Below are 22,898 nucleotides of genomic sequence, written 5' to 3'. Positions count from 1 at the left end.
TAAACAGTCTGTCTATTAAAACTAGAACATTACCTTAAAATAGCAATAAATACTTATGAATATCAGTAAGTCGTACTTAAATAAAGATAAGATTAAATCCGCAAAAAATTATGATGAAAACAGGTGGGAGTAGTGGTTGATACAACATTACTACTTTCTAGTTAAAAAGTAGTAGTGGCTATTTAGTTTTATTTAAATAACCACTGGATTTGGCATACTTACAAAAATAAACACTTTAATTTTGGTGCTCATATTGTCCACGGTAAACTTCAAATACTTTTAAAACAGTATGTTGCTCTTTAGTTAGGTTATCAAACCAAGTATCAAACAGCTCATCATCTTCTTGCTCACTAAGTGCCATATACCTTGCTAGTAACTCTACAATATCATTGTGGTTGCAGGTTAACGGATTTACTTGTTGCGCCAAGGTACTGTGGTCGCGCTCTCTTAGGGTTTCCATCACCCCTTGGTCAATTTGTTCTTGTTGTTGTGTTGCGTCACTCATACATAACCTCTGTAATAACTTTATAACCGTATTTGTTAACGTTTTAACTCTTAAATATAGTTATAACAGCCTAAACGCCAATAGCCAGCATTTTTAATTCAAGTGCTTATTTTTTGATTTGTTTGCACAAATAGCCAGCAATTACGCCCCTTTTGGGGAGCATTTAAATAATTTGCAATGAGAGAATAAATACGTCAAATTAAAATGATATATTATCACATATTATTTATTGAGGCGTATTATGAAACCAAATATTCATCCTTATTACCAAGTGGTTGCGTTTCACGATACTGCTGCCGATTCTTACTTTATTATTGGCTCAACCATTAAAACAGGCCGCACAGTAGAAATAGACGGTAATACTTATCCATATGTACCTATTGACGTATCAAGTGACTCACACCCATTTTATACAGGCAAGCAAAAAACTGTTGCTACAGATGGCCGTGTTGCGCAGTTTAACCGTCGTTTTAAAAATTTATCGACTGTTAAAAAGGAAAAGGTATGAAAGTATTAAGCTCTCTAAAAAGTGCCAAGCAACGTCCGGGGTGTCAAATTGTAAAACGCAAAGGTCGTGTATTTGTAATCTGTAAAAACAACCCACGCTTTAAAGCAGTACAAGGAATGAAAAAGAAATAAGTTAAGCCGTGGAGCACTATACATAATTAGGTAGCCTGTTAAAGCTACCTAATTTAGGGAGGATTATTTTACCACTACTGAAAACTCTGGCACTGCCTGAATTACTTTTTTTACCGTACAGGTATTAACGGCTGCAATAAGCGCCTTTTTATATTTATCAGGAAAACCGTCTGGTAGGTTAATTTCAATTGAAAATAACTTTTTACCGTTATCATCTACATTTTCATTATTTTGAGTAAGCGTCATACCTTGCGTTGAAATATCACGCTGCTCACAAAATTTACGTGCATAAAAACCTGCACATAAAACCATACTTACTAAAAAGTAATCAAACGGTTCTGGATGCTCTGCGTTGCCACCAGCGTTTACACTTTGATCGCTGATTACTTCTAGGTCGCCAAATTTAGCGCTTTGCTTTTGGCCTTCTAACATTGAAACTGAAATTTCCATTGTGTTTCCTTATATTTATTGCTGCAGATACTTTTAACGCAATTAGCTTAAAAGTAGCGACTAAAGATACATATAGTTTAGGTTTATGAACCGAACAGTAATTCAAAGAACCCTGGAGGCTCATGTAGCTCATGATATTTTTTACGTAAATTATCTATATTTTTTAACGGTTCTTTTGCTGCACTTAGACCCTGCTCGTTCGCTGCTTTTTTAGCAAGCTCAGCTTGGGCAATCACTTTATCAAGGCCCTGCAATGACTGCTCAGGCTTTTTGTAAAACTTACCTGTTTTACTCACTTTAACCAGCTTTATGAATTCATCAATCGCAGTATTAAATTCACTAAGTTGAGTTGCCTGCACCGCTTGTTTATATGCAAGGCCCGTGTTTTTCATATTTACTTCAAGATCGACAGGTTCCTCGGCTAAAACCAATGAGCTAAATAATAACGCAATATTTAATAAGAAATATTTCATGAACAACCTTATGAATGAAAGACGCCGAATTGTATCAATTAAAGTAAAAAAAGTAACTCTACTACTCTAAACTTTGGAAGCTATCTGTAAAGCCCCTTTACAGTTTGTATTAGCGGTGGAAGACAGAACTTAATCTTGAATTTATGAAAATAAATTATCAAGCTAACCCTATACGATACAAACCTCAAAAGTAACAAAATAATCCCCAAAAACACAACTATAAAACCATGAAAATAAACATATAAATATTTATACTTTTAAAAATCAATAAGTAAAAAACAATAAAAAAGACAAACAAGATACAAAATATAAACACATTGCCAATAGGGCAAACAAGAAGTTAACAGAAACATTTTAAACCATTGTTTTAACTGCATTTTAACAAACCGCTTGTCTTCTTTATTTGTAGGTTCAGCGATAATCCATTGCCTAAAAAACTGCAAGTGTTAAATCTGGGTGCGCAATGTAAATTTTGTATACAAATAATTACTAACATGAATTTTATATTGCACTTAAGTTTAAAAAAACAACTAATTCATCTAGGGGATAATATGAAATCTTATAACCAGCTCTCAAGCGGCATAAAAACAGCTCTCTGTTTAAGTGCAATTGGTTTGGCGCATACTTCTATTGCAGCAAATGCTGAGGATACAAAAATAGAACGAGTTGAAGTAACAGGTTCAAAAATCAGCCGAGTTGGTGCAATTGCACCTGCACCTGTAACTGTAATTACTGGTGAACAACTTCTTAATACTGGTGCAGTGAATATCGGTGAAGCGTTAAATAAACTACCAGCACTAGGTAACACATATTCTTTAGCAAACTCAGGGCGCTTTATTGGTACTGCAGGTCTTAATATTCTTGATCTACGTAACATGGGTACTGACCGTACGCTTGTACTTGTAAATGGTAAACGCCATGTTTCGAGCTCAGCTGGCTCACAATCTGTTGACACTAATACTATACCAAGCGTATGGGTTGAGCGTGTAGAAATTGTAACAGGCGGTGCATCTGCTGTTTACGGTGCTGATGCTGTAACAGGTGTTGTTAACTTTATTTTAAAAGATAATATTGAAGGTTTAGACTTTACTGTAACTAAAGGCGTTTCAGATTTAAGTGATTACAACAATGAAAAGGCAACCTTTTCATATGGTAAGAACTTTGATGATGGCCGTGGTAATGCTGCATTTGCAGTTGAATACTCAGCTCAGGACTCTTTAAATGCGTTAGATCACCCTTGGACTGATGGTTCATACTCAAGTCTACGTAACCAAGCCCAAAACGATTCTAATAAAGACGACCCTAATTTTCCTGATAAGATTTATACGCCAAATGCTGGTTACTACGCAATTAATAACGCAGGCGTATTTAGCCTAGGTAATGGTTATGTAAATACATTTAATGCAGATGGCTCTCATCGTGACATTTATACTGGTGACAACGTTGACGGTCTTCTATGTGCAGATTGTGATTCGTTTAACCTAGCCCAGTTTGACGAGATACAACCAAAATTCGAACGTTACAATGTTAACTTTAAAGTTAACTATGATGTAACAGACGATTTAAATGCTTATTTTGAAGCCAAATACGTAAACAGTGAAGGTGAAAGCATTGGCCAACCCGCATTTTTCTTTGGCGATCCACGTAATACCATACAAATTGATAACGCATATTTAGACCCAAGTGTTAAGAAGCTTATGGAAGAAGCTAACGACGGTGAAGGCGTAGAATCAATAAATGTACTTCGTATGATGACTGATTTAGGTCGTCGCATTGAAAACAATACACGCGAAACAACACGATTTGTAGCTGGCCTTAAAGGTACGGTCTTTAGTGATTGGGATTTAGATGCATCTATTGTACGTGGTAAAACAGAATTAGAACGCGTCAATGGCGCGAATATGATTCTTGAAAATTACTCTAACGCACTTGATGCGGTAGATGATGGCAGTGGTAATATTGTATGTAGAAGTGAAGCAGCACAAGCTGAAGGCTGTGTTCCTGTAAATATTATGGGCTTTGGTGCGCCAAGTGATGAAGCAATTGACTACATTAATACTGTTTCTACAGGTACATCTGAAATCACTCAAACTGTAGTATCTGCTTCTTTGGCCAATGGTGGATTATTTGAATTACCTGCAGGTTATGTAGGTATGGCTTTTGGTGTTGAATACCGTAAAGAAGAAAGTGAAACAAAAGAGCCAAATAATGCTGAAGGCACATTCTTTAATGCACTTGGTGAAGACAAAGGCGACTTTGATGTAAGTGAAATTTTTACAGAAGTTTCAATTCCACTACTTTCTGATATACCATTTGTTCAAGACTTAGTGCTGGATGCAGCTGTACGCTACGCTGATTACAGCACAATTGGCGATGCAACTAGCTGGAAATTAGGGCTTGATTGGACTCTAAACGATGAGCTTCGTTTTCGTTTAACACAATCAGAAGCGCTAAGAGCGCCAAATATTGGTGAAATTTTTGGTGCACCGAGCCAAACTTTCTACAGTGTCGACGATCCTTGTCAAGCTGATAACTTAAATGATTTACAAAACAGTAGTACACGCCGTGCCAACTGTGCTGCATTAGGTGTGCCAGAAGGTTTTGATTCTGACTATGATTCACAAACACTTGAAGGTTTACAAAGCGGTAACCGAGATGTGAAGGGTGAAGAATCTACAAGTACTACTATTGGTCTAGTTTACCAACCAGAGTTTATTGAAAACGCAACACTTACTATCGATTACTGGAAAATTGAGCTCGAAGATGCAATCTCGACTATCAGTGCGCAAGATATCCTAGATCGTTGTGTTGATAGCGGCTCAGGTATTTCAAATCAATATTGTAATCTTATTACACGTGATGCAAACAGTGAGATTTCGTTAATTCAAAACTCAGTGCTTAATGTGTCAGGTCAAGAAGCATCTGGTGTTGACTTTGAATTAGGTTACGACTTTGATGCGCTTGAAGGTAGCTTTAAAACACGCTTTATTGGTACATATTTGATTGAGCGTAAAGAGTTCCCATTCCAAGATGAGCCTAGCGACTACATTGAATATGCGGGCGTTACAGGTGAAGCGCAATGGCAAGCTAACTTAAATATAGAATACAGCTACGAAAACTTATACACATCTTTGAGCACTCGTTATATCGAAGAAGTAAGCTTATACACAGATCAAGATTTAAGCGATAACCCCAATCCAAATAGTTTAACTACTTTTGGTACATACATAATTACTGACATGACAGTCGGTTATAACTTTGATAACGGTGTTGGCTTAAAAGTGGGTGTAGATAACCTATTCAATCGTGAGTTACCTTATGGTACACGTGGTGATGGTAGCGGAAGTGCTAGCTACGATAATATAGGGCGTTTTGGTTACATTACTTTTTCATATAAAATGTAAATTTTATTGTTAATAAAAGGCCCATAAACTGGGCCTTTTTTACTTTTCAAAGATGAAATTTACTCATTTTATATTTATTAGCAACAAAAACAGCGTATTTTAAATTACTTCACGACAACATGAAATTACATAAATAAAACATTAAAGACTAATAAACCTTCTATTAAAATTTATTAATTAACTAACCTTCTCCTAAAAAATTAATATGAAAGCCATAAAAAAGTTCATTATTAACACTCAAATGAAAACAAAAAACACTACATGATAATGAAAAGTGCATAGACAATAAAAAACCTTATTTTTAGTTACAAACTCATATCAAATAATTAAAATTATAAATGTAAAAAACGCAACAAACTGAACTTTATAAAAATTGATACAGAAATAACTCATTTGAATCCATCAAGTTACCTCTCTTCTATTACTGGTTTCCCCGTGCAATAATCGCCGACCTCATAAAAAAGTTATAGGTTTTTATCTAATACAGACTGTATTAAGTAAAAATAAATATTGTATTAAATTACTATAAAATGTCCTTTGGAAAACACATGAAACGTCATAATTTACTTTCTACTAGCATTAAATGTGCATTAATTACTGCTGCTGCAACAGCAAGTAACTCTGTGCTTGCACAAGATGAGCAAGCAACAAAAATTGAACGCGTTGAAGTAACGGGTTCACGTATTTTACGTGAAGGTGCTATTGCACCTGCACCAGTAACAGTTATAAGTGGCGAGCAGCTAATTAATACAGGCGCTGTAAACATTGGTGAAGCGCTAAACAATTTACCAGCACTTGGCAATACATATTCTATGGCTAACTCAGGCCGTTTTATTGGTACTGCTGGTTTAAATATTCTTGATTTACGTAACATGGGTACAGACCGTACCTTAGTACTTGTAAATGGTAAGCGTCATGTATCAAGCTCTGCAGGTTCTCAAGCTGTGGATACCAATACTATTCCAAGTGTATGGGTCGAGCGTGTAGAAATTATCACTGGTGGTGCATCCGCTGTATATGGAGCTGACGCGGTAACAGGTGTTGTAAACTTTATATTAAAAGACAACATTGAAGGTATGGATTTTAGTGTTACCCGAGGTTTTGCCGATTTAAACAGCTACAACAACGAAAAAGCGACGTTCTCGTACGGCTCTAATTTTGATAACGGCCGTGGTAATGCCGCTTTTGCTATTGAGTACTCTGGCCAAGATTCATTAAATGCACTTGACCACCCTTGGACTAGTACTTCGTTTAGTAGTTTACGTAATCAAGCCCAAACAGATGCAAACAAAGATAGCGCAGCCTTCCCAGACAAAATCTTAACACCTAATGCTGGTTATTACGCAATTAATAACGCCGGTGTTTATGCACTTGAAGATGGATATACTAATAGCTTTAACGCCGACAGTAGCGCTCGCGACTTATACATAGGTGATAATGTAGATGGCTTGTCATGTGCAAACTGTGATTCGTTTAATCTTGGTCAATTTGAAGAGATTCAACCTGAGTTCGAGCGCTACAACGTAAACTTTAAAGTTAACTACGATGTTACCGACGACTTAAATGTCTACTTTGATGCAAAATACGTAAACAGCCAAGGCGAAAGCATAGGCCAACCTGCATTTTTCTTTTTCGACAGCGACAATAGCATTAAAATCGACAACCCTTACCTAGACCCAGCCATCAAAGCACGTATGCAAGAGGAAGGTGTTGATTCGATCATGGTTAACCGCATGATGACCGACCTTGGCCGCCGCATTGAAAACAATACGCGTGAAACAACGCGCTTTGTTACCGGCTTAAAAGGTACTGTATTTGAAGATTGGGAATTAGATACATCAGTTGTTTATGGCCAAACTGATCTTGAGCGTGAAAACGGCGCTAACATGATTTTAGCCAACTACTTTAATGCACTTGATGCCGTTGAAGATACAAATGGTAACGTAGTATGTCGTAGCGCTGCTGCACAAGCTGACGGCTGTGTACCTGTAAATATTATGGGTTTTGGCGCACCATCTCAACAAGCTATTGATTACATAAATACAGTATCAGTTGGTACCTCAACAATTAAGCAAACGGTTGTTTCTGGCTCACTTGCTAATGGCGCTATTTTTGAATTACCAGCAGGTTATGTAGGTGTTGCATTTGGTGCCGAGTACCGTAAAGAAGAAAGCGAAACTAAAGAGCCAGATAACGCAGAAGGTACTTTCTTTAACGCACTGGGCGAAGATAAAGGCTCGTTCAACGTACGCGAAGTATTTTTTGAAGCGACGATGCCAATTTTAACTGATTTGCCGCTTATCCAAGATTTAGTATTTGACACTGCAGTACGTCATGCTGACTACAGTACGATTGGCGAAGCCACTAGCTGGAAACTTGGCCTTGATTGGACTGTAAATGATGAGCTACGTGTACGTGTAACACAATCTGCAGCACTTCGTGCGCCAAACATTAGTGAAGTATTTGGTGCACCGAGTCAAACTTTCTACAATGTAGACGACCCGTGTCGCGCTGAAAACTTAGGTGACTTATCAAACGGTGCAACACGTACTGCAAACTGTGCCGCATTAGGCGTAGCGAGTGACTTTAATTCAGATTACGATTCAGCCTCTTTAGATGGTTTAAGCAGTGGTAACCGCGATGTTAAAGGCGAAGAGTCAACAAGTACAACTGTAGGCATTGTTTACCAACCAGAGTTTTTAGAAAACGCGCTACTTACTATTGATTACTGGGAAATTGAACTTGAAGATGCAATTGACACAATTAACGCGCAAGACATTCTTGATCGCTGTGTTGATAGCGCAACAGGTATAAACAATCAGTACTGTAACTTAATTACACGTAATGCTAATGGTGAAATTACTTTAATACAAAACTCTGTATTAAATGTTGCTGGCCAAAAAGCATCAGGGATAGATTTTGAACTAGGTTACGACTTTGACGCGCTTGAAGGTAGCTTTAAAACCCGCTTAATTGGTACTTACTTAATTGAACGTAAAGATTACCCGTTCCAAGACGACCCTAGTAACTACATTGAATACGCAGGTACTACAGGTGAAGCTAAGTGGCAAACTAACTTATCTGTAAGTTATGTTATGGATAACTTTTTCTCAACAGTTGAAACACGCTTTTTAAGTGAAGTAGATTTATATACAAATGTTGAGCTTGAAAATAACCCGAACCCAAGTAATCAAATGTCTTACGGTAAATACTTTATTACCGATATGACTGTTGGTTACAACTTCGATAGCGGTTTAGGCGTTAAAGTAGGTGTTGATAACGTATTTAATCGTAAACTTCCGTACGGTTCACGTGGTACAAGCGCGGGCAGCGCAAGTTACGACAACATTGGCCGCTTTGGCTACATTAACTTAAGCTACAGCTTATAATTAATAAAATAACTTATTAGGGCGTGTTGATCATTGGTGGGTGAATTTGCAGCAGTATGTTTGGTTTTTAGGCAAGGCAGAGCCTATGTAGTGTGGTTATTCCCCATAAATAGGCGATAACGCAGCATAAATACCAAACATGCGCTGCCCGAAGGGTTCTTTCTAGGGGCAATTAACTCTTTGTTGCTCGGTTTTTACTTAGCCCACTAGGTTACAAACCTCGCGTCGCGATTTAATTGCCCCTAGATTGAACAAATTTCAATCCACAAAGATCAACACGCCCTAGTTAAAACAAAGGCTCGCAGTGCGAGCCTTTTTTAATACATTTTATTTAATATTACTCAGCCACACGCTTTGGTATGGTTCTAGCTCTATTGTTAATTGGCTTTCTTCAATCGTTTTATCTGCCACCAAATCAAACCACTTTTGGGTGTTAATTAAGTTTAAGTCGGCCAATGTGAGTGTTTGTGGTTTATCACTAATGTTATAAACACAAAATATGCTTTGGCGTCTGTCTATACTTTGTCGCCAAAAACCAAATAATCCCCCTGCTAAATGCAGCGTAAACTGTGTAGCATTTGGGTGGAAGGCACTTTGCTTTTTGCGTACTGCCAATAAACTTTTTATGCCGTTAAACACTTTATGATGATGACTGTACTTTTCACCAATTGCCGCCAGTAGCTTTGACTCTTGCCAACGATGGCGGTTAATAGCACGGTTATGCTGTGAATTTTCAAAGCGTTCGTAATCGTTAGTTGTACCCAACAAACTATGAATATAAAGCCCTGGGATACCTTCAAGCGCAAACATAATTGCGTGAGCACACATAAACCGCTCCAGGCCAAACTTATCTGGGCCATTGTGCGTCCCTTGGAGAGCATCAAATAAAGCAATATTTAGCTCGTACGGTGTATGTGTGCCATCGTTACTGGTTCGCATTGATACACGTCCACCAAATTGCATTGTGGTACTTACTAGAGATGCCACTTCACTGGGTTGCAATAAACCTTCAATTGGTCTGAGTCCTATTCCATCGTGCGAGGCTATAAAATTAAAGTATGCCGTACCATTTTGCGCAGGTGGCATACTCATCATCCAATGTTTAAGTGCTGCACTATCGCCACTTAATAGTGTATGTAGCAATAAAGGCGGTAAGGCAAAGTTATAAATACTGTGCGCTTCGTTGGCATTACCAAAATAAGATAAGTTTTCTTGGTTTGGAATATTGGTTTCGGTAATTATAACTACGCTCGGCTCCGCGTGCTCAATAAGTGTTCGCATTAGCCTTACTGCTTCATGTGTTTGCGGCAAGTTAATGCAACTTGTATTAAGCTGTTTCCACAAAAATGCAACCGCATCGAGTCTAAATAAACGCACGCCATTGTCTAAATAATGCCTAATTATTCCCACAAACTCTTTAAGTACCTCGGGGTTTGCAAAATCAAAATCAACCTGATCGTGACTAAACGTACACCACACGTGTTTTTCGCCGCTTGGCGTAGTTACAGTATTTAATAACGATGAGGTTCGCGGGCGTACAACTTGGCTTAAATCATCCGTTAAGCTCGCCGTTTTGAAATAATCTTTACCAGGGTGTAAATCATTTAAAAAGTTCTCAAACCATACACTTCTGCTTGAGCAATGGTTAATAACCAAATCCGCCATTAGCTTTACATCTTTAGCGATATTTTGAATATCTCCCCAATCACCCAAGGACTCGTTCACTTGCACGTAGTTCATTACGGCAAAGCCTTCGTCAGAGCTGTACGGGTAAAATGGCAATATATGCAGCGCATTTAACTGCATATCACATTGCTCTTTTATAAACCTGTGTAGTGTTTTAAGCGGTGCCTCCATTGGGCTCGATACGGCAAATTCGCTATCATCGTGTTTAATAATAGAGTCGCCATAAGCAATCAATACTATATCTTGTTCATCCCATCGGTTTGTATGGGGTGTCGGGTCGCGCAGTGCATTGCTACCTAATATAATTTTAATAAGTTGCTGAGCAAGCTCAGTAACCGATAAAGGCAGCTCAACACCCTCATAAATAATATGAAGATGTTGCTCTACTCGTTGTAAAAATAATTCGCTAACTGTGCTCACATGCGCCCCTAATATTTATTGTTTAGACTTATAGGCTAGTTAACCTGCACGCAGGTTAACTATATTCTTCGTTATCTAGCTCTACGGCTTCTTTTAAGCGCTCAAGTACGTCTGGCATTGCTGATACAACACGGTTCCAACTTGGCACAAATGGCGCTTCCATTGGGTTTTCTAAAAAGTGTTGCCCTGCTTCCATAATATTTTGTGCAAACATTTCTACTGCTTTTTCTTCTTGGTGTACATCAAGCGTTAACCCGTTCATAAGCGCATCGTTGTGATAGGTTTCAATAAAATCTAGCCCGATACGGTAGTAAGTCGCTTTTAATGAACGAATTGTTTCGCTGGTAAAAGTAACACCTTGAGTCGCCAGCTTTCTAAACAATGCCTTAGTAATATCAATCGACATTTTAGACAAGCCTGCGCTTTGGTCATCAAGTGAAAGTTCTTGGTGCTTATGATCGTAATTATCTGCAATATCTACTTGGCATAAGCGGTTATGAGAGTAATTACGATACATTTCACTCAGTACGCCTATTTCAAGGCCCCAATCACTTGGGATACGAATATCGTTTAATACATCGCGTCTAAACGAAAACTCACCTGCAAGTGGGTATCTAAAAGAGTCCATATATTCAAGGTAGTCGGTATTGCCTAAAATTGTTTTAAATGAGCGAAGCAATGGCGTTACTAATAAGCGCGATACACGGCCATTAATTTTGCCATTAGCAGTACGCGGGTAAAACCCTTTACAAAATTCATAGTTAAAACGCGGATGCGCAACGGGGTAAATTAAGCGAGCAAGTAGGCTTCTGTCGTAGGTTAAAATATCACAATCATGCAGTGCGATAGACTCTACTTCTGCTGTTGCTAATTTATAGCCCATGCAGTACCACACATTACGCCCTTTACCCAGCTCGCGTGGGGCAACACCTAGCTCTTGTAATTCTTTATCTAGTGCTTGTAAGCGTGGGCCGTCGTTCCATAATACTTTATGATTTTGGTTTAGCTCTTTAAAAAAGCCTAGTGCATGACGGTATTGTGCTTCGTCGGCTCTATCTAAGCCTATCGTAATTTGTGATAAATACGGTACTTCACACAACTCGCTAACTATATTTTGCAGCGCAGGGCCTTCAAGTTCACTAAATAGCGAAGGAAGTATTAACCCCATAGGGCGCTGCTTACTAAAAGTAAGTAGCTCTTTTTCTAGGTCTTCTATTGGTCTGTCGGCAATATTATGTAGTGTTGTAATAATGCCATTTTGGTAAAAATCAGCCATGAGATGTTTGCTCCTCAGAAATACTTAAAATACTGCTAATACACGGCAACGACGTTATTTCTTCAATCCAACCCAGCGGTGCTGGTGATTGAGAATATCGTGCTTTGTTGTGTGACAATTTAACCGGCTTTTTACTCGCCGGATTGGCGATAATAATGGCGATATTTGCATGCTCTAACATTTGCTTATCGTTATCGCTATCACCCAATGCAATGACCGTGAGAGGCTTTCTGAAATGATGGGTAAACTGTTTAACTAACCACTGCTGTGCAGCGCTTTTATCGGTATTTTTGGCAATATGAATGAAGCGCCCACCAATTTTTATATCGTAGCCGAGTGCTTCAACATCGTTTACAAAAGCTGTGAGTAATTCGTCATTGCCATACCAATAAAGAGGGTCTGAATAATCGCGGGTTTGTGCGCGTCTTGCTTGCGCATCATCGAGACCTGTAAGTTCTGATATTTGCTCACTCGATAAGTCACTAAACAATTTGTAATGTGCTTTATAATCTGCCTTTAAAGTATTTAAGTCCTTTAATAAACTCGATAGCGGCTTTGCCATTGCGTAGCACCAATACGCGCCTATTTTTTTACAACCAATTGGCTTTAATTCAAAATAGTCTTCTGGAATAAATACCGCAGCACCGTTTTCTACAATAAAAGGCTGCTGAATGTTTAAATCGTTTTTAAGCTCTATAACTTCGCAAAAAGTTTTGCTGGTATTAAACACCACGGGAATATGCGCATTTTGCAGCTGCTGTAATAACTCACTGATATTATTAGTATTGTAATCGGCGTGATCGAGTAATGTGCCGTCCAAATCTGTAAAAATAATAGGTTGAAGGGTGTCATCACTCGTTAGGTGCATACCGCTAATATCGCGGTTGCTATCAAGTTCAATTAAAGCGTTTGCTTTAGCGCTCAGTGTGTTTAAGTTCTCACGCGTAATGCGCTCAAAATGAGAAATAAAATACACCAATTGCTCGTTAGTCATGGTGCCTGAGCCTTCACCTTTTTTGGCTATTAGCTTTTGTTCTTGCTCTTGTCGCCATGTAAAAACATCACTAAAACTCGGTGCTTTTAGCATAATGGTATAATCAATTAGGTTAAAAACGGCTTTATATTCGTTTGCCAAACAGCTGTTTACACAGCGGCGCCAAACGCCTTCTTTATCAAATTGTTGCTCTAACTCGTTAAGCGGCTCACTCAATGAAAACAACGGTTGTGGCTCACTGCCCACGCACCACCCTTCTAAAATAACAATATCAACTGGCTTTTCGTTTGTTAGCCAATCACTTGCTGGCACGCAGTCGTCTTCGTGTTTATTAAAACGTGGAAGCGGTACGTTTACCTCTCCTGCCAGTAAGTTAGTTATTGTGCTATTCATTAACGCTACATCGTGAGTACCCGGTACTCCGCGAGTAGTAAAAAGAGGATGTACGTCTTTGGCAAGTTCACTACGTGCTTGTTTTGCTAAATAAAAGTCATCAATTGACAATGCTACACTGTTAAGTGGTGTGTTTTTAGAAAACCACGTAACTAAAAAATCAGCGAGTGTTGTTTTTCCTGAGCCTTGGCATCCATTTATGGCAACAAAAATAGGAGTATTTGTTTTTTTAGATTCGAGGATGTCATGCGCAAGTGGAACAAAATATTGCTCACTCAAATATTGATACTTTAAAGGCAGTTGGTGTTTTGCTAAAAACGGGGTTATATCCACAATATTGGCCTCTGACATAGTAACTCCTTTGCATACGGTGCGTTCTGGAAATTAAATGCAGATACTAGACCATTATTATTTTTGTATATTTATTAACAAGTTAAAAAAATAGCGCATTAAAAATGCGCTATTATGGTGCAATATTTTTAACTTACGTGCACTATTAACTCTCTTGAGGCTGCGCCTTAGGTAATACAAGGTTGAGCACAATGCCTAAAATAGCGCATAAACTTACGCCCTCTAAACTAAATTGGCTACCACCAATATGCATACCGCCAATACCGCACACCAAAATAAGTGCAACAATACTTAAGTTACGTGGTGCTGTTAAATCATCGCCCGACTTAACTAATGTATTTAAACCCACTACAGCAATAGAGCCAAAAAGTAGAATCATAATGCCGCCCATTACAGGTACAGGTATAGTCTGTAAGCCAGATCCCATTTTAGCAACAAAGGCTAAAATAATGGCGATAATGGCTGTCCACATCATTACTTTAGGATTGAAGTTTTTGGTAAGCATAACTGCTCCCGTTACCTCTGAGTAAGTTGTGTTAGGCGGGCCGCCAAATAATGATGCGGCAGACGTCGCAAGGCCATCACCAAACAAAGTACGGTGAAGCCCAGGCTTTTTCAAAAAGTCTTTATTGGTTACTTGGCTAATAGCCATCATATCGCCAATATGCTCAATTGCAGGTGCTATTGCTACAGGCACCATAAACAAAATAGCCTGCCATTTAAACTCAGGCCATGTGAAGTTTGGTACAGCAAACCACTGTGCGTTAGTTACTGCGTCAAATTGCACAACGCCCATTGCAAGCGATAAACAATAACCCGCTACAACCCCTGCCAGAATAGGTATAAGCTTAAATACGCCTTTTCCCCACACTGCAAAAATAAGCGTAACCACTAACGAGAACAACGAAATATAAATAGCGCTGTTGTAATCAATAATTTGAATACTGCCGTCGCCACTTTTACCCATCGCCATATTTACAGCAACAGGTGCAAGCGCTAAACCAATAACCATAATTACTGGGCCCACAACCACAGGCGGTAAAATTTTATGAAGCGTTGCAACGCCTTTAAATTTCACTAATAAACTTAAAAGCATATAAGAAAAGCCGGCCACCATTAAGCCGCCCATAGTGGCTGGCACGCCCCACATTTGCACAGCGGCAATAATGGGTGCAATAAAAGCAAACGATGAAGCTAAAAATATAGGCACTTGGCCTTTAGTCACTACCTGAAACAGCAAAGTACCAATGCCAGCGGTAAAAAGCGCAACATTAGGATCCAAGCCCGTTAAAAGTGGCACTAATACCAGCGCACCAAATGCTACAAACAGCATTTGCGCGCCCGTTAAAATAGTTTTTATTGAAAAGGTGTCATTATTTTGCACTTAAAGACTCCTAAACAGTACCGAATATTTTGTCGCCCGCATCGCCTAAACCAGGGATAATATAGCCCTTTTCGTTTAAGTGGCTATCTACAGAGGCTGTAAATATTTCTACGTCGGGATGTGCTGTAAGTGTTTTTTCCACACCTTCTGGTGCAGCTACTAATACAATTACTTTGATTTCTTTACAGCCTGCTTTTTTAAGCATATCGATTGTAGCAATCATTGAGCCACCTGTTGCAAGCATAGGGTCAATAACTAAGCTTAAGCGCTCATCAATATTACCAACGAGCTTTTCAAAATATGGTACTGGTTCTAGTGTTTCTTCGTTACGTTCAAGACCAACCACACTTACTTTAGCGGCTGGTAATAACTGCATAACACCGTCCATCATGCCAAGACCTGCGCGTAAAATAGGCACTACGGTAATTTTTTTACCTTTAATATGCTCTACTTTTAACTTATTGCCATCCCAGCCTGTAATTTCGTTATCTTCTAACTGTAGGTTTTTAGTTGCTTCGTAAGTTAATAAGGTTCCAACTTCAGAACATAATTCACGAAAGCTTTTAGTACTAATACCATGCGCTCGCATTAGGCCTAGTTTATGTTGAACAAGAGGGTGTGAAATAACGTGAATTGCCATGATATAAACCTACTGATACAAGAATTTGCAGTATTTTATATTAAAAAAGGTCATTTGACCTGTAGTTTTAAAGAGATTTTCATACATCGTGCCAAAATGTATTGTTTTGCTTGATATTTATGCAAGCAATCAACCCGTTGTGTTTATTAAATGTTATTCGCTAACCAGCTGTTTACTTGCTGTTGCATATAACTATTTATTTTTTGGTGCTCGGGGCTCCAGCCAGCTAAAAATCGATAAAAGTCAGCCCATGCAGCAGGCCATAAAGCGAGCCAATCGTCAGCTATTTTACCTGCTGGTGCTGTAGGATGATAAGTTGTAATAGCAGCCTTTAAATTATCAAAATAATACGCAAGATACTCATCAGCGCACTCGTGTAATTGTGCATCACTTAAGCAACTGGTCATAAAATACATTACATCAATTATCCCAGAACCTGCACCTATATACTGAAAATCATAACCGAGTATTTCATCGCGCTCATTTGCTGCAAAGTTAGCAAGTTTTGCATCGCCATGAATCAGCGTTTTATACGCACAACTTTGTAGCTGCTCATCTATTTTATGTGCAGCATTTTTAATATCGGACTTTTCATTTTCGCTTGTTTTTAATTTATTAAACTCATCTGGTCGCGTGCTTAAATGCCAATAATTGCCTTGCTGCCATAACCCATTAGCGGGTTCACTTAAGTTAAACGCATGAAAGTGCGCAAGCCACTTTAATATAGCTTTAACATGTTGTGGCCCTGCTTGAGTAAACCCATGTTTGGTGAAATCCTTAAACACCAGCGCGTATTCATCGTCTTTATTAATTGCGCTTATACATTCAATACTTTGCGCATGTACTGGTAAATGCTGGTTATAAAGCTTATAAAATGTGTATTCAACACTATATGAGTGCTGCTTTCTTTTAAGCGAAAATTCACTTTGTTTAATTTTAGGATGGTGTATATAACTGGGTATTTTAATCGCTTTAATAACACATGGCTTATCATCAAGCTGGCACTGCACAATATTGCCACACCCACTCCAAAGGGATGTAAGCGTATCGCCAATTTCAATTTGCTTAAAATGACGCTGTATTAAAGGAAGATAAAATGCCATAGCTATATTAAGTAATTAAGTTTTTTGTAGTTTAACATTAGTGGACGTTTTTAATAAAACTACGGCATAAAAAAGCCCCACTTGGTTTTATACAAGTTTGTATATAAATAGTGGCCAAAATCACTATGCCACTGCACTTTGATTTTGAAATTAACTGGGTAAAACCATGTCTTCCTAGGTTGAGTATATTTAGGCATTTTAGCCTCTTCAAAGTGATGAGGAGGTGTCCACTAAAACGGGTGAGGAGCAATGTCCTGCTTGAATGGTTTGTTATGTAACCTTTATACCACTTTCCTCAAAAAACTTTTCTAATTTACTTTTATTAATGTTTGATAGAAAAGCAAAAGATCTAAAGGTAATACCGACTTTAGATTTAAAGTCTATTAGGTGACCCAGCGGACCAAGATTATAGGAGCGTATTTCTTGAAGTGAATCAAGTGCAATGTCATCTTTAAAAAAGCCATAACCGTAAAAGTACAACCTATTTTGATGAATTTGAAAAACAGGCTTACTTAAAGCTCTAATAGACCAAACCCAAAGGATAAAACCAACACCAAATAAAATAATCAAAGTAAAATCTAAACGATAGTTAAGCAAGCTAAGTAATAATTCATCATCGCTCCTATTACGAGCCTCTAAGAAATAAACACCTAAAAAGGTTCCTATCGGAACTCCAGGTATTACCCAGATGTACATCAAGAATGCTTTCCACATTGGATAATGTTCTGTGGACGAGTTTCTCCAGAATTTCACGATTCTTCCTTGGTTACATAACTTTTAAATAAGGGGCGCAGGCATGTGGGCTAAAATCCGAACGAAGTGAGCAGCCCACATGTTTGTGCCCCAGCCCGCGCAGCGGGCGAACTTAATTTTTTTGTTATACGTTTGATTGAACAAAAAACTGCCTCATGCCAGTGCTATAGAACACATAGTACGCCCAAACAGCTATTATTGCCCCACCTATTACAACCCCAGTTAAAGAATAAAAAGACATGAAGGCAATAATAGATGCCCAGTATAAAAAAGTACCAACACGGCCAGCCCAGTGTTTATTCACTGAAGCAAAGCAAATTGCAATGATTAGTATGCTAAATAACAGAAAGCCGGGCGCCATACCTGTTAACCAAAATTCTTGATAAGTAAGGCTACGCCCATTCAACGAATACTCTCCGTTTGGCCAAGGCCAGAAAGCAAAAAGCACCATCAGTGAATATGTAATTGAGTTGAGCATATGCTGAAACCGGAATAACTTTGGCATCCCTTTCGTTTCTTTGAATACTCTCATGAATTTATTAAAAATCATCCTTGATGCCTGTTCGACGTATAACGATTCGAATATGCGGCGCGCGCTGTTTGCGCGTCGCGCCATAATTTGTTTGTTATATGCAAATTACTCAACAGCCTCAGTAGTATTGTTTTGATTAATGTCATTTTTTAACACTAGAATGGCAATATAAATTAAACCGAGTGGCGGAATAAATGCTAATAGCACGCCTATAAATGTAGCTATTTTAGGTGTGCTAGTTTTACGTTTAGCCAAATAATAACTAAGGACACCGATAACGATCCCAGAGATAAATATTATCTCTCCTAATAGTGTTGCATTGATATTCATACGCGATTCTCCTTTTGCATATAACGCCCATTTAAGAGGCTTTTAATTGTTAGTTACAATGTGAAGCGAAGCGGAAAAAGTCCTGCTTGAATGGCTTGTTATGCTGAACTTTACACTAAACTATTAATTTTAATGCAATATACGGTGATAAGTTTAAAAGTAATATGCCTATTTTATAATTTCCCAAAAACTTAAAATACATATTTGGTAAATCAGAAGCCTCAACGCCTATAATTTTACTGTGGATATTAATCGTAAAACTTTTAAATACGATAATAAAAAACGCTGAAAACAAATAAACACCAAGATTTATTACAGTACACCAACCGAAAAAGGAAGTAAGTTCATTTACGCCAATCATTGATTATTTCTCCGTAATATTGGTTCTGCATAACGCTAAGCTTTGGGGCGGCTGGAGCGCAGCGTAAGCCATCCCAGCCACGAAAGTGGCGACAACAGCGCCTTGTTAGGTAACCATTTCGCCATGGCTATTAAAAATAAAAACCCTTTTACCTACTCTATTTTCGATAATGAAATTAGACTCTTCCCATGTACCTACAAATAACTCAAACCAAACTGTATTCCAAATTGCATTGCTAAATAAGCAATGCCTAGCCAAAGTAACACCTTGTTTATTCACTAAAGTGAAATTAACATCTATACCGCCAACTTTATGATTCAACTCGGTTATTGCTCTCAAGTTCCTTGCTTTATTCCACTTTGTCGTTTTTTTATATTCGCGTTTTAGCTCAAAATTACTCTCTAAAACTTGTTTAGAGACTGTTCTTATAACTTCAGATACCTGATCGGACAGTTCAAATCTTTTGCAAAGCACGAGCAAGGAATCTCTTACATAAAATAGAGATCGTTCATTTTTATCCTGTTCGGGAAGTTTTTTGAATTCGCTAAAATCAAAATCGCATCGACGATAAATTGCTATTCCATCTGTAGATGCTTCAGTAAAGTTTTCACCTTCGAAGGGACCAAGATAAATATTTAACTTAGATATCCCGTAAAAATCGAACTTGTTGGGTAAAAGGGTGCAAAATATATCCCGCAAGTTTTCCCAATAAGCCATCAAATACCGATTTTGAGCTAATTTCTCTTCGCTATGTTTTCCAGCGTTAATTAGTTGTACGTCTCGGAATATCATTGGTTACCTAACTTTAAGCTAAGGGGCGCAGATGCGTGGGGCATAATGGCGAAGCCGCCCCGCGTATAGGCGTCCCTGCGACCAGAGGGAGCGAGCTTGAGCGTTTTGTTAGAAGTGCCATGCTACCAACCCTCCAAATGTGTACCAACTTCTTTGCCTTTTTCGAGGTCATCCTTTGCAAGGTAGCCAAATTTGTTATGCTCATTTCGCATACTTAGCCTATGAAATGTAATGCAAAAAAGTAAATATACAAACCAGAAAAAGAATAATAATCCACTAAACAATAGTGACTTTTCTACTAAGTCTAAGCCATCCCTAAAAAATACAATCGGAATTCCAATTAGGGCAACAAGCCAAGAAATATGTAAAAAAGAGACTTTTGCAGCGGTCTTTAAAATAGTGCAGTTGTAATAAGACATTTGCAGATCCTTCTGGCACTTCTAACGCCCTGTTAAGGGGCTGATAATTGTTGGCTAAAATGTGTAGCGAAGCGAAACCGAGCCAACTGTTAGCAGTCCCGCTTGAACAGCTTGTTATGCGTCTTTTTGCCATGGCAATTGAAGATATAGCAACGTCGTACACGCAAAAATTAATATTGTAAAAAATTTGGCTAACCTTATATTTATTTCAGTTGAACCAAGAGCTACTGCAATAAAATAAAGTACTAACACAGAAAATGAAATAGCAAATGCGAAAACAAGTGAGCAAAGGTATTTATTTAAGTTTGATAGTTTTAATTTTGTATAAGCGAAAACACCAATTAAAAGTGTTGGTATAAAAGTTAACAACACTAAAGGTGCGGTTGGATCTTCAATTTCACCTTCTTGGAGTTCATCGATTGTTATTTTTATGATTAATCCAAGTAGCACAATTCCAACGAATTTAAACGTGACTTTTAAGTTTGACCAAAATTTAGATTTGAATTCATAGGTCAATTAGAAACTCCATTTTATCGAGACGCATAACGCCACTTTAAGCGGCAAATGATAGTTGGTTAAAATAGGCGACGAAGGAGCAAAAACCAACTGTTATTTGTCCGACTTTAAAGCCTTGTTATGTGGCTTATTCACCTTGCTTATTGAAGTCCCACATATTTAGTTTTGCACCACGAACAAAGTCATCAATAATGACAAAATGAATTTTTTCACCTGCACCTTCATACATGTACGAAAACCTACATTCCTCCGAATATTCTGAGTCGAATTTTAAGTATTCAATTGGTAGTGACTTGCTAGTTAGATACTTCACAACCTTAGAATGCGCATATTCTTGATCAAAACTGCAAGTATCAGCAACAAACCAAGAGTAGAAGAAGCAAACAATGAATAGTGCAACTAATCCTTTTTTAAGCACCGAACCTCCGAAGACACATAAAGCCCTAATAATGGGCAAAAAATTGTTGGCTAAAATGTTGAGGAACGAAAACAGCCAACTGTTTTTTGTCCTTATTAATTAGCTTGTTATGTACCGATATTACGCTTTAAACCGAAAAATGCATAGAGCGAAATGATACTAAATACGATACCCGAACCAAATTGTATTAATGCCCATTTACCATATATATTTTGCCAACTTTGAAAATTAAAACCTGACTCAATTAGAAATGAAATAGCTTGCCCAAATGGGAGTAAAACACCAACAAACATTGCGCTATACATTGAATAAGCGAGGGCTATTTTAAAAGCTGCGATTTTGTAATTACGTTTAGATGTTAATAAGGACAATGCAAAAATTAAAAGTAAAGCGATAGGAACAATATATAAAGATGAAAATACGCCGTCTTTTGAAGGTAAAAAAGCAAAGTCTAACGCTGTAATTCCAGCAGACAAACTTATTATCAATTGATTAAACGAGCTCAGGTTCATATTTAGGTACATAACGCCGCGCTAAACGGCTAAGTAATAGTTGGCTAAAATTGAAGCGAAGCGGAAACGAGCCAACTGTTACGTGTCCGATTTTTTAAGCGTTTTGTTAGCTGTACTGTAATCCGTAACCACATACAAACCAAAAATATTTTCTTGCACCGAAATCACGAGCGTATTGCCCACTGATTGAGAATTCCAAAATTCTTCGCCAACTTTTAGATCTAGCGTGCCGAATTTTTCTGGAGCTATAGCCAATATATAACTAGTCGACTTCCCTCTGCTGATTCTTTTTTCGATTATTTCAGTATCAAAATACTCCGGCTCACCAACTAACATGTAAGAGTTCAAGAAACCTACAACGGCGAGAAAAAAGAACATATAAGTTGTTCTACGCTGACTTCTAAAAAAATTCCTCTTATCTACAAAACTATCCCAAAGCTCAGATGGGTTACGCTTTTTGTGTAAGACAAGCCCTATAATTAAACCAAACAGAGCAGTACCTATTGCTAGCTCAAAGCCGAAAAAGGTACTGTTCACGGTTTCGATTGAAAACCAAACACCTAGTATTAGGAAAATGAACCACAGAAATTGAGACGTTTTATCAGTTTTCATGAGTACAGCTAACACTTTCCATAACCGGTTTGTGGTGCTTTTCCACAAATCCGGTTGATGGTTTTGTTAGATTGCGCCACCTCGTTATGGCACATAAATTAACCCTATCTCTAAACTTATATTACCGTTTTTTTCCATTACTCGACCGTTTAATACTAAGTCACTCCGCCCTTCATTTTCGGTAAAAAGGTCGACTATAATTTGCCAATAATCACCCATCCATTGAGCACAAGATGTTTCCCAAGTTTCTTCAGGCAGGTTGATTAGAACCTCTCCATAATCTGCTACATAACTTTTGTTAGCAAGTGCTATGTCGACTGGTATAGGTTGAATATTTTCTATCGGTGTCGAGAGTCCAAAATCATTTTGTGAAAATGCATCTACAGCGCGCTTAATAATTGGTCGCCAATGAGAGGCAATAGGATGTTCGTTTTCTAGATCTTTTATTGCATCCATTTTCAAATTCCCTCGCGATCTTCCAAGCTATCTAACGCCTAAATAAGAGGCGCTTAATAGCTGGCTAAAATTAGTGAGGCACGAACGACA

At 38.1% G+C, this 22,898-nt stretch carries 23 protein-coding genes; 4 read left to right on the top strand and 19 right to left on the bottom strand.

What is annotated here, in order from left to right:
- Window positions 1-235: 235 nt before the first annotated feature.
- On the bottom strand, window positions 236-505 hold the full coding sequence (locus H5087_RS03465; protein WP_039487544.1) for a hypothetical protein: 270 nt from the start codon (window positions 503-505) through the stop codon (window positions 236-238).
- Between the two features lie 241 nt (window positions 506-746).
- Here H5087_RS03465 and H5087_RS03460 point away from each other — a divergent pair, with 241 nt between their 5' ends.
- Both H5087_RS03460 and ykgO read left to right on the top strand, forming a co-directional pair.
- Entirely contained in the window at window positions 747-1,013 is a 267-nt protein-coding gene (locus tag H5087_RS03460; protein ID WP_182671175.1) for a type B 50S ribosomal protein L31, read from the top strand.
- Window positions 1,010-1,144, top strand: coding sequence for a type B 50S ribosomal protein L36 (gene ykgO, locus H5087_RS03455; RefSeq protein WP_002958669.1), 135 nt, complete (start codon window positions 1,010-1,012; stop codon window positions 1,142-1,144). The genes H5087_RS03460 and ykgO overlap by 4 nt, the downstream gene beginning before the upstream one ends.
- A gap of 63 nt (window positions 1,145-1,207) precedes the next feature.
- On the opposite strand, the gene H5087_RS03450 is transcribed toward ykgO, so the two are convergent.
- On the bottom strand, window positions 1,208-1,594 hold the full coding sequence (locus tag H5087_RS03450; protein ID WP_002958670.1) for an OsmC family protein: 387 nt from the start codon (window positions 1,592-1,594) through the stop codon (window positions 1,208-1,210).
- Window positions 1,595-1,677: 83 nt separating this feature from the next.
- A complete protein-coding gene (locus H5087_RS03445; RefSeq protein WP_101217007.1) occupies window positions 1,678-2,067 on the bottom strand; it encodes a cytochrome b562 in 390 nt (129 codons plus the stop codon).
- A 551-nt stretch (window positions 2,068-2,618) separates the two neighbouring features.
- Here H5087_RS03445 and H5087_RS03440 point away from each other — a divergent pair.
- Window positions 2,619-5,471 carry a TonB-dependent siderophore receptor gene (locus tag H5087_RS03440; RefSeq protein WP_182671174.1) on the top strand — a complete coding sequence of 951 codons (2,853 nt, stop codon included), beginning with the start codon at window positions 2,619-2,621 and terminating at the stop codon, window positions 5,469-5,471.
- Between the two features lie 548 nt (window positions 5,472-6,019).
- Window positions 6,020-8,860, top strand: a complete 2,841-nt coding sequence (locus H5087_RS03435) for a TonB-dependent receptor domain-containing protein (RefSeq protein WP_182671173.1) — start codon at window positions 6,020-6,022, stop codon at window positions 8,858-8,860.
- A 327-nt stretch (window positions 8,861-9,187) separates the two neighbouring features.
- Here the strand turns inward: H5087_RS03435 and H5087_RS03430 are convergent, their stop codons facing one another.
- From H5087_RS03430 to H5087_RS03355, 16 genes are all read right to left on the bottom strand, one after another.
- Window positions 9,188-10,966, bottom strand: coding sequence for a sugar phosphorylase (locus tag H5087_RS03430; protein WP_182671172.1), 1,779 nt, complete (start codon window positions 10,964-10,966; stop codon window positions 9,188-9,190).
- Window positions 10,967-11,021: 55 nt separating this feature from the next.
- Complete coding sequence (locus H5087_RS03425) at window positions 11,022-12,242, bottom strand: glycosyl transferase (RefSeq protein WP_182671171.1); 1,221 nt, start codon at window positions 12,240-12,242, stop codon at window positions 11,022-11,024.
- The gene (locus H5087_RS03420) at window positions 12,235-13,980 is read right to left on the bottom strand and encodes an HAD-IIB family hydrolase (protein WP_182671170.1); all 1,746 of its coding nucleotides are present in this window, start codon (window positions 13,978-13,980) and stop codon (window positions 12,235-12,237) included. The genes H5087_RS03425 and H5087_RS03420 overlap by 8 nt, the downstream gene beginning before the upstream one ends.
- A 145-nt stretch (window positions 13,981-14,125) precedes the next feature.
- A complete protein-coding gene (locus tag H5087_RS03415) occupies window positions 14,126-15,364 on the bottom strand; it encodes a uracil-xanthine permease family protein (protein WP_182671169.1) in 1,239 nt (412 codons plus the stop codon).
- Window positions 15,365-15,374: 10 nt separating this feature from the next.
- The gene (gene upp, locus H5087_RS03410) at window positions 15,375-16,004 is read right to left on the bottom strand and encodes a uracil phosphoribosyltransferase (protein ID WP_002958676.1); all 630 of its coding nucleotides are present in this window, start codon (window positions 16,002-16,004) and stop codon (window positions 15,375-15,377) included.
- Window positions 16,005-16,150: 146 nt separating this feature from the next.
- Entirely contained in the window at window positions 16,151-17,107 is a 957-nt protein-coding gene (locus H5087_RS03405) for a phosphotransferase (RefSeq protein WP_182671168.1), read from the bottom strand.
- A 270-nt stretch (window positions 17,108-17,377) separates the two neighbouring features.
- Complete coding sequence (locus H5087_RS03400) at window positions 17,378-17,860, bottom strand: hypothetical protein (protein WP_024591717.1); 483 nt, start codon at window positions 17,858-17,860, stop codon at window positions 17,378-17,380.
- A 124-nt stretch (window positions 17,861-17,984) separates the two neighbouring features.
- A complete protein-coding gene (locus tag H5087_RS03395) occupies window positions 17,985-18,410 on the bottom strand; it encodes a hypothetical protein (protein ID WP_024591716.1) in 426 nt (141 codons plus the stop codon).
- A gap of 87 nt (window positions 18,411-18,497) precedes the next feature.
- Window positions 18,498-18,722: a hypothetical protein gene (locus H5087_RS03390; protein WP_024591715.1), complete on the bottom strand. Its 225-nt coding sequence runs from the start codon at window positions 18,720-18,722 to the stop codon at window positions 18,498-18,500.
- 115 nt (window positions 18,723-18,837) lie between these two features.
- Entirely contained in the window at window positions 18,838-19,083 is a 246-nt protein-coding gene (locus tag H5087_RS03385; protein ID WP_182671167.1) for a DUF6868 family protein, read from the bottom strand.
- Between the two features lie 105 nt (window positions 19,084-19,188).
- Entirely contained in the window at window positions 19,189-19,875 is a 687-nt protein-coding gene (locus H5087_RS03380) for a hypothetical protein (protein WP_182671166.1), read from the bottom strand.
- A gap of 122 nt (window positions 19,876-19,997) precedes the next feature.
- Complete coding sequence (locus tag H5087_RS03375) at window positions 19,998-20,294, bottom strand: hypothetical protein (protein WP_182671165.1); 297 nt, start codon at window positions 20,292-20,294, stop codon at window positions 19,998-20,000.
- 114 nt (window positions 20,295-20,408) lie between these two features.
- Entirely contained in the window at window positions 20,409-20,810 is a 402-nt protein-coding gene (locus H5087_RS03370) for a hypothetical protein (protein WP_182671164.1), read from the bottom strand.
- A gap of 525 nt (window positions 20,811-21,335) precedes the next feature.
- On the bottom strand, window positions 21,336-21,752 hold the full coding sequence (locus tag H5087_RS03365; RefSeq protein WP_182671163.1) for a hypothetical protein: 417 nt from the start codon (window positions 21,750-21,752) through the stop codon (window positions 21,336-21,338).
- Between the two features lie 66 nt (window positions 21,753-21,818).
- A complete protein-coding gene (locus H5087_RS03360) occupies window positions 21,819-22,352 on the bottom strand; it encodes a hypothetical protein (RefSeq protein WP_152995660.1) in 534 nt (177 codons plus the stop codon).
- A gap of 84 nt (window positions 22,353-22,436) precedes the next feature.
- On the bottom strand, window positions 22,437-22,808 hold the full coding sequence (locus H5087_RS03355) for a hypothetical protein (RefSeq protein ID WP_182671162.1): 372 nt from the start codon (window positions 22,806-22,808) through the stop codon (window positions 22,437-22,439).
- Window positions 22,809-22,898: the final 90 nt, after the last annotated feature.

Source organism: Pseudoalteromonas sp. SR43-7 (assembly GCF_014163785.1).
In the GTDB taxonomy this organism is placed as follows: Bacteria; Pseudomonadota; Gammaproteobacteria; order Enterobacterales; family Alteromonadaceae; genus Pseudoalteromonas; species Pseudoalteromonas distincta.
The sequence above is the reverse complement of the archived record's forward strand: the minus strand, read 5'-3'. Positions and strand labels throughout refer to the sequence as shown.

Coding starts and splice junctions, on each gene's coding strand:
- H5087_RS03465 (WP_039487544.1), bottom strand. CDS start 505: ATGAGTGACGCAACACAACAACAAGAACAAATTGACCAAGGGGTGATG.
- H5087_RS03460 (WP_182671175.1), top strand. CDS start 747: ATGAAACCAAATATTCATCCTTATTACCAAGTGGTTGCGTTTCACGAT.
- ykgO (WP_002958669.1), top strand. CDS start 1,010: ATGAAAGTATTAAGCTCTCTAAAAAGTGCCAAGCAACGTCCGGGGTGT.
- H5087_RS03450 (WP_002958670.1), bottom strand. CDS start 1,594: ATGGAAATTTCAGTTTCAATGTTAGAAGGCCAAAAGCAAAGCGCTAAA.
- H5087_RS03445 (WP_101217007.1), bottom strand. CDS start 2,067: ATGAAATATTTCTTATTAAATATTGCGTTATTATTTAGCTCATTGGTT.
- H5087_RS03440 (WP_182671174.1), top strand. CDS start 2,619: ATGAAATCTTATAACCAGCTCTCAAGCGGCATAAAAACAGCTCTCTGT.
- H5087_RS03435 (WP_182671173.1), top strand. CDS start 6,020: ATGAAACGTCATAATTTACTTTCTACTAGCATTAAATGTGCATTAATT.
- H5087_RS03425 (WP_182671171.1), bottom strand. CDS start 12,242: ATGGCTGATTTTTACCAAAATGGCATTATTACAACACTACATAATATT.
- H5087_RS03420 (WP_182671170.1), bottom strand. CDS start 13,980: ATGTCAGAGGCCAATATTGTGGATATAACCCCGTTTTTAGCAAAACAC.
- upp (WP_002958676.1), bottom strand. CDS start 16,004: ATGGCAATTCACGTTATTTCACACCCTCTTGTTCAACATAAACTAGGC.
- H5087_RS03405 (WP_182671168.1), bottom strand. CDS start 17,107: ATGGCATTTTATCTTCCTTTAATACAGCGTCATTTTAAGCAAATTGAA.
- H5087_RS03395 (WP_024591716.1), bottom strand. CDS start 18,410: ATGATTTTTAATAAATTCATGAGAGTATTCAAAGAAACGAAAGGGATG.
- H5087_RS03390 (WP_024591715.1), bottom strand. CDS start 18,722: ATGAATATCAATGCAACACTATTAGGAGAGATAATATTTATCTCTGGG.
- H5087_RS03385 (WP_182671167.1), bottom strand. CDS start 19,083: ATGATTGGCGTAAATGAACTTACTTCCTTTTTCGGTTGGTGTACTGTA.
- H5087_RS03380 (WP_182671166.1), bottom strand. CDS start 19,875: ATGATATTCCGAGACGTACAACTAATTAACGCTGGAAAACATAGCGAA.
- H5087_RS03375 (WP_182671165.1), bottom strand. CDS start 20,294: ATGTCTTATTACAACTGCACTATTTTAAAGACCGCTGCAAAAGTCTCT.
- H5087_RS03365 (WP_182671163.1), bottom strand. CDS start 21,752: ATGTACCTAAATATGAACCTGAGCTCGTTTAATCAATTGATAATAAGT.
- H5087_RS03360 (WP_152995660.1), bottom strand. CDS start 22,352: ATGAAAACTGATAAAACGTCTCAATTTCTGTGGTTCATTTTCCTAATA.
- H5087_RS03355 (WP_182671162.1), bottom strand. CDS start 22,808: ATGGATGCAATAAAAGATCTAGAAAACGAACATCCTATTGCCTCTCAT.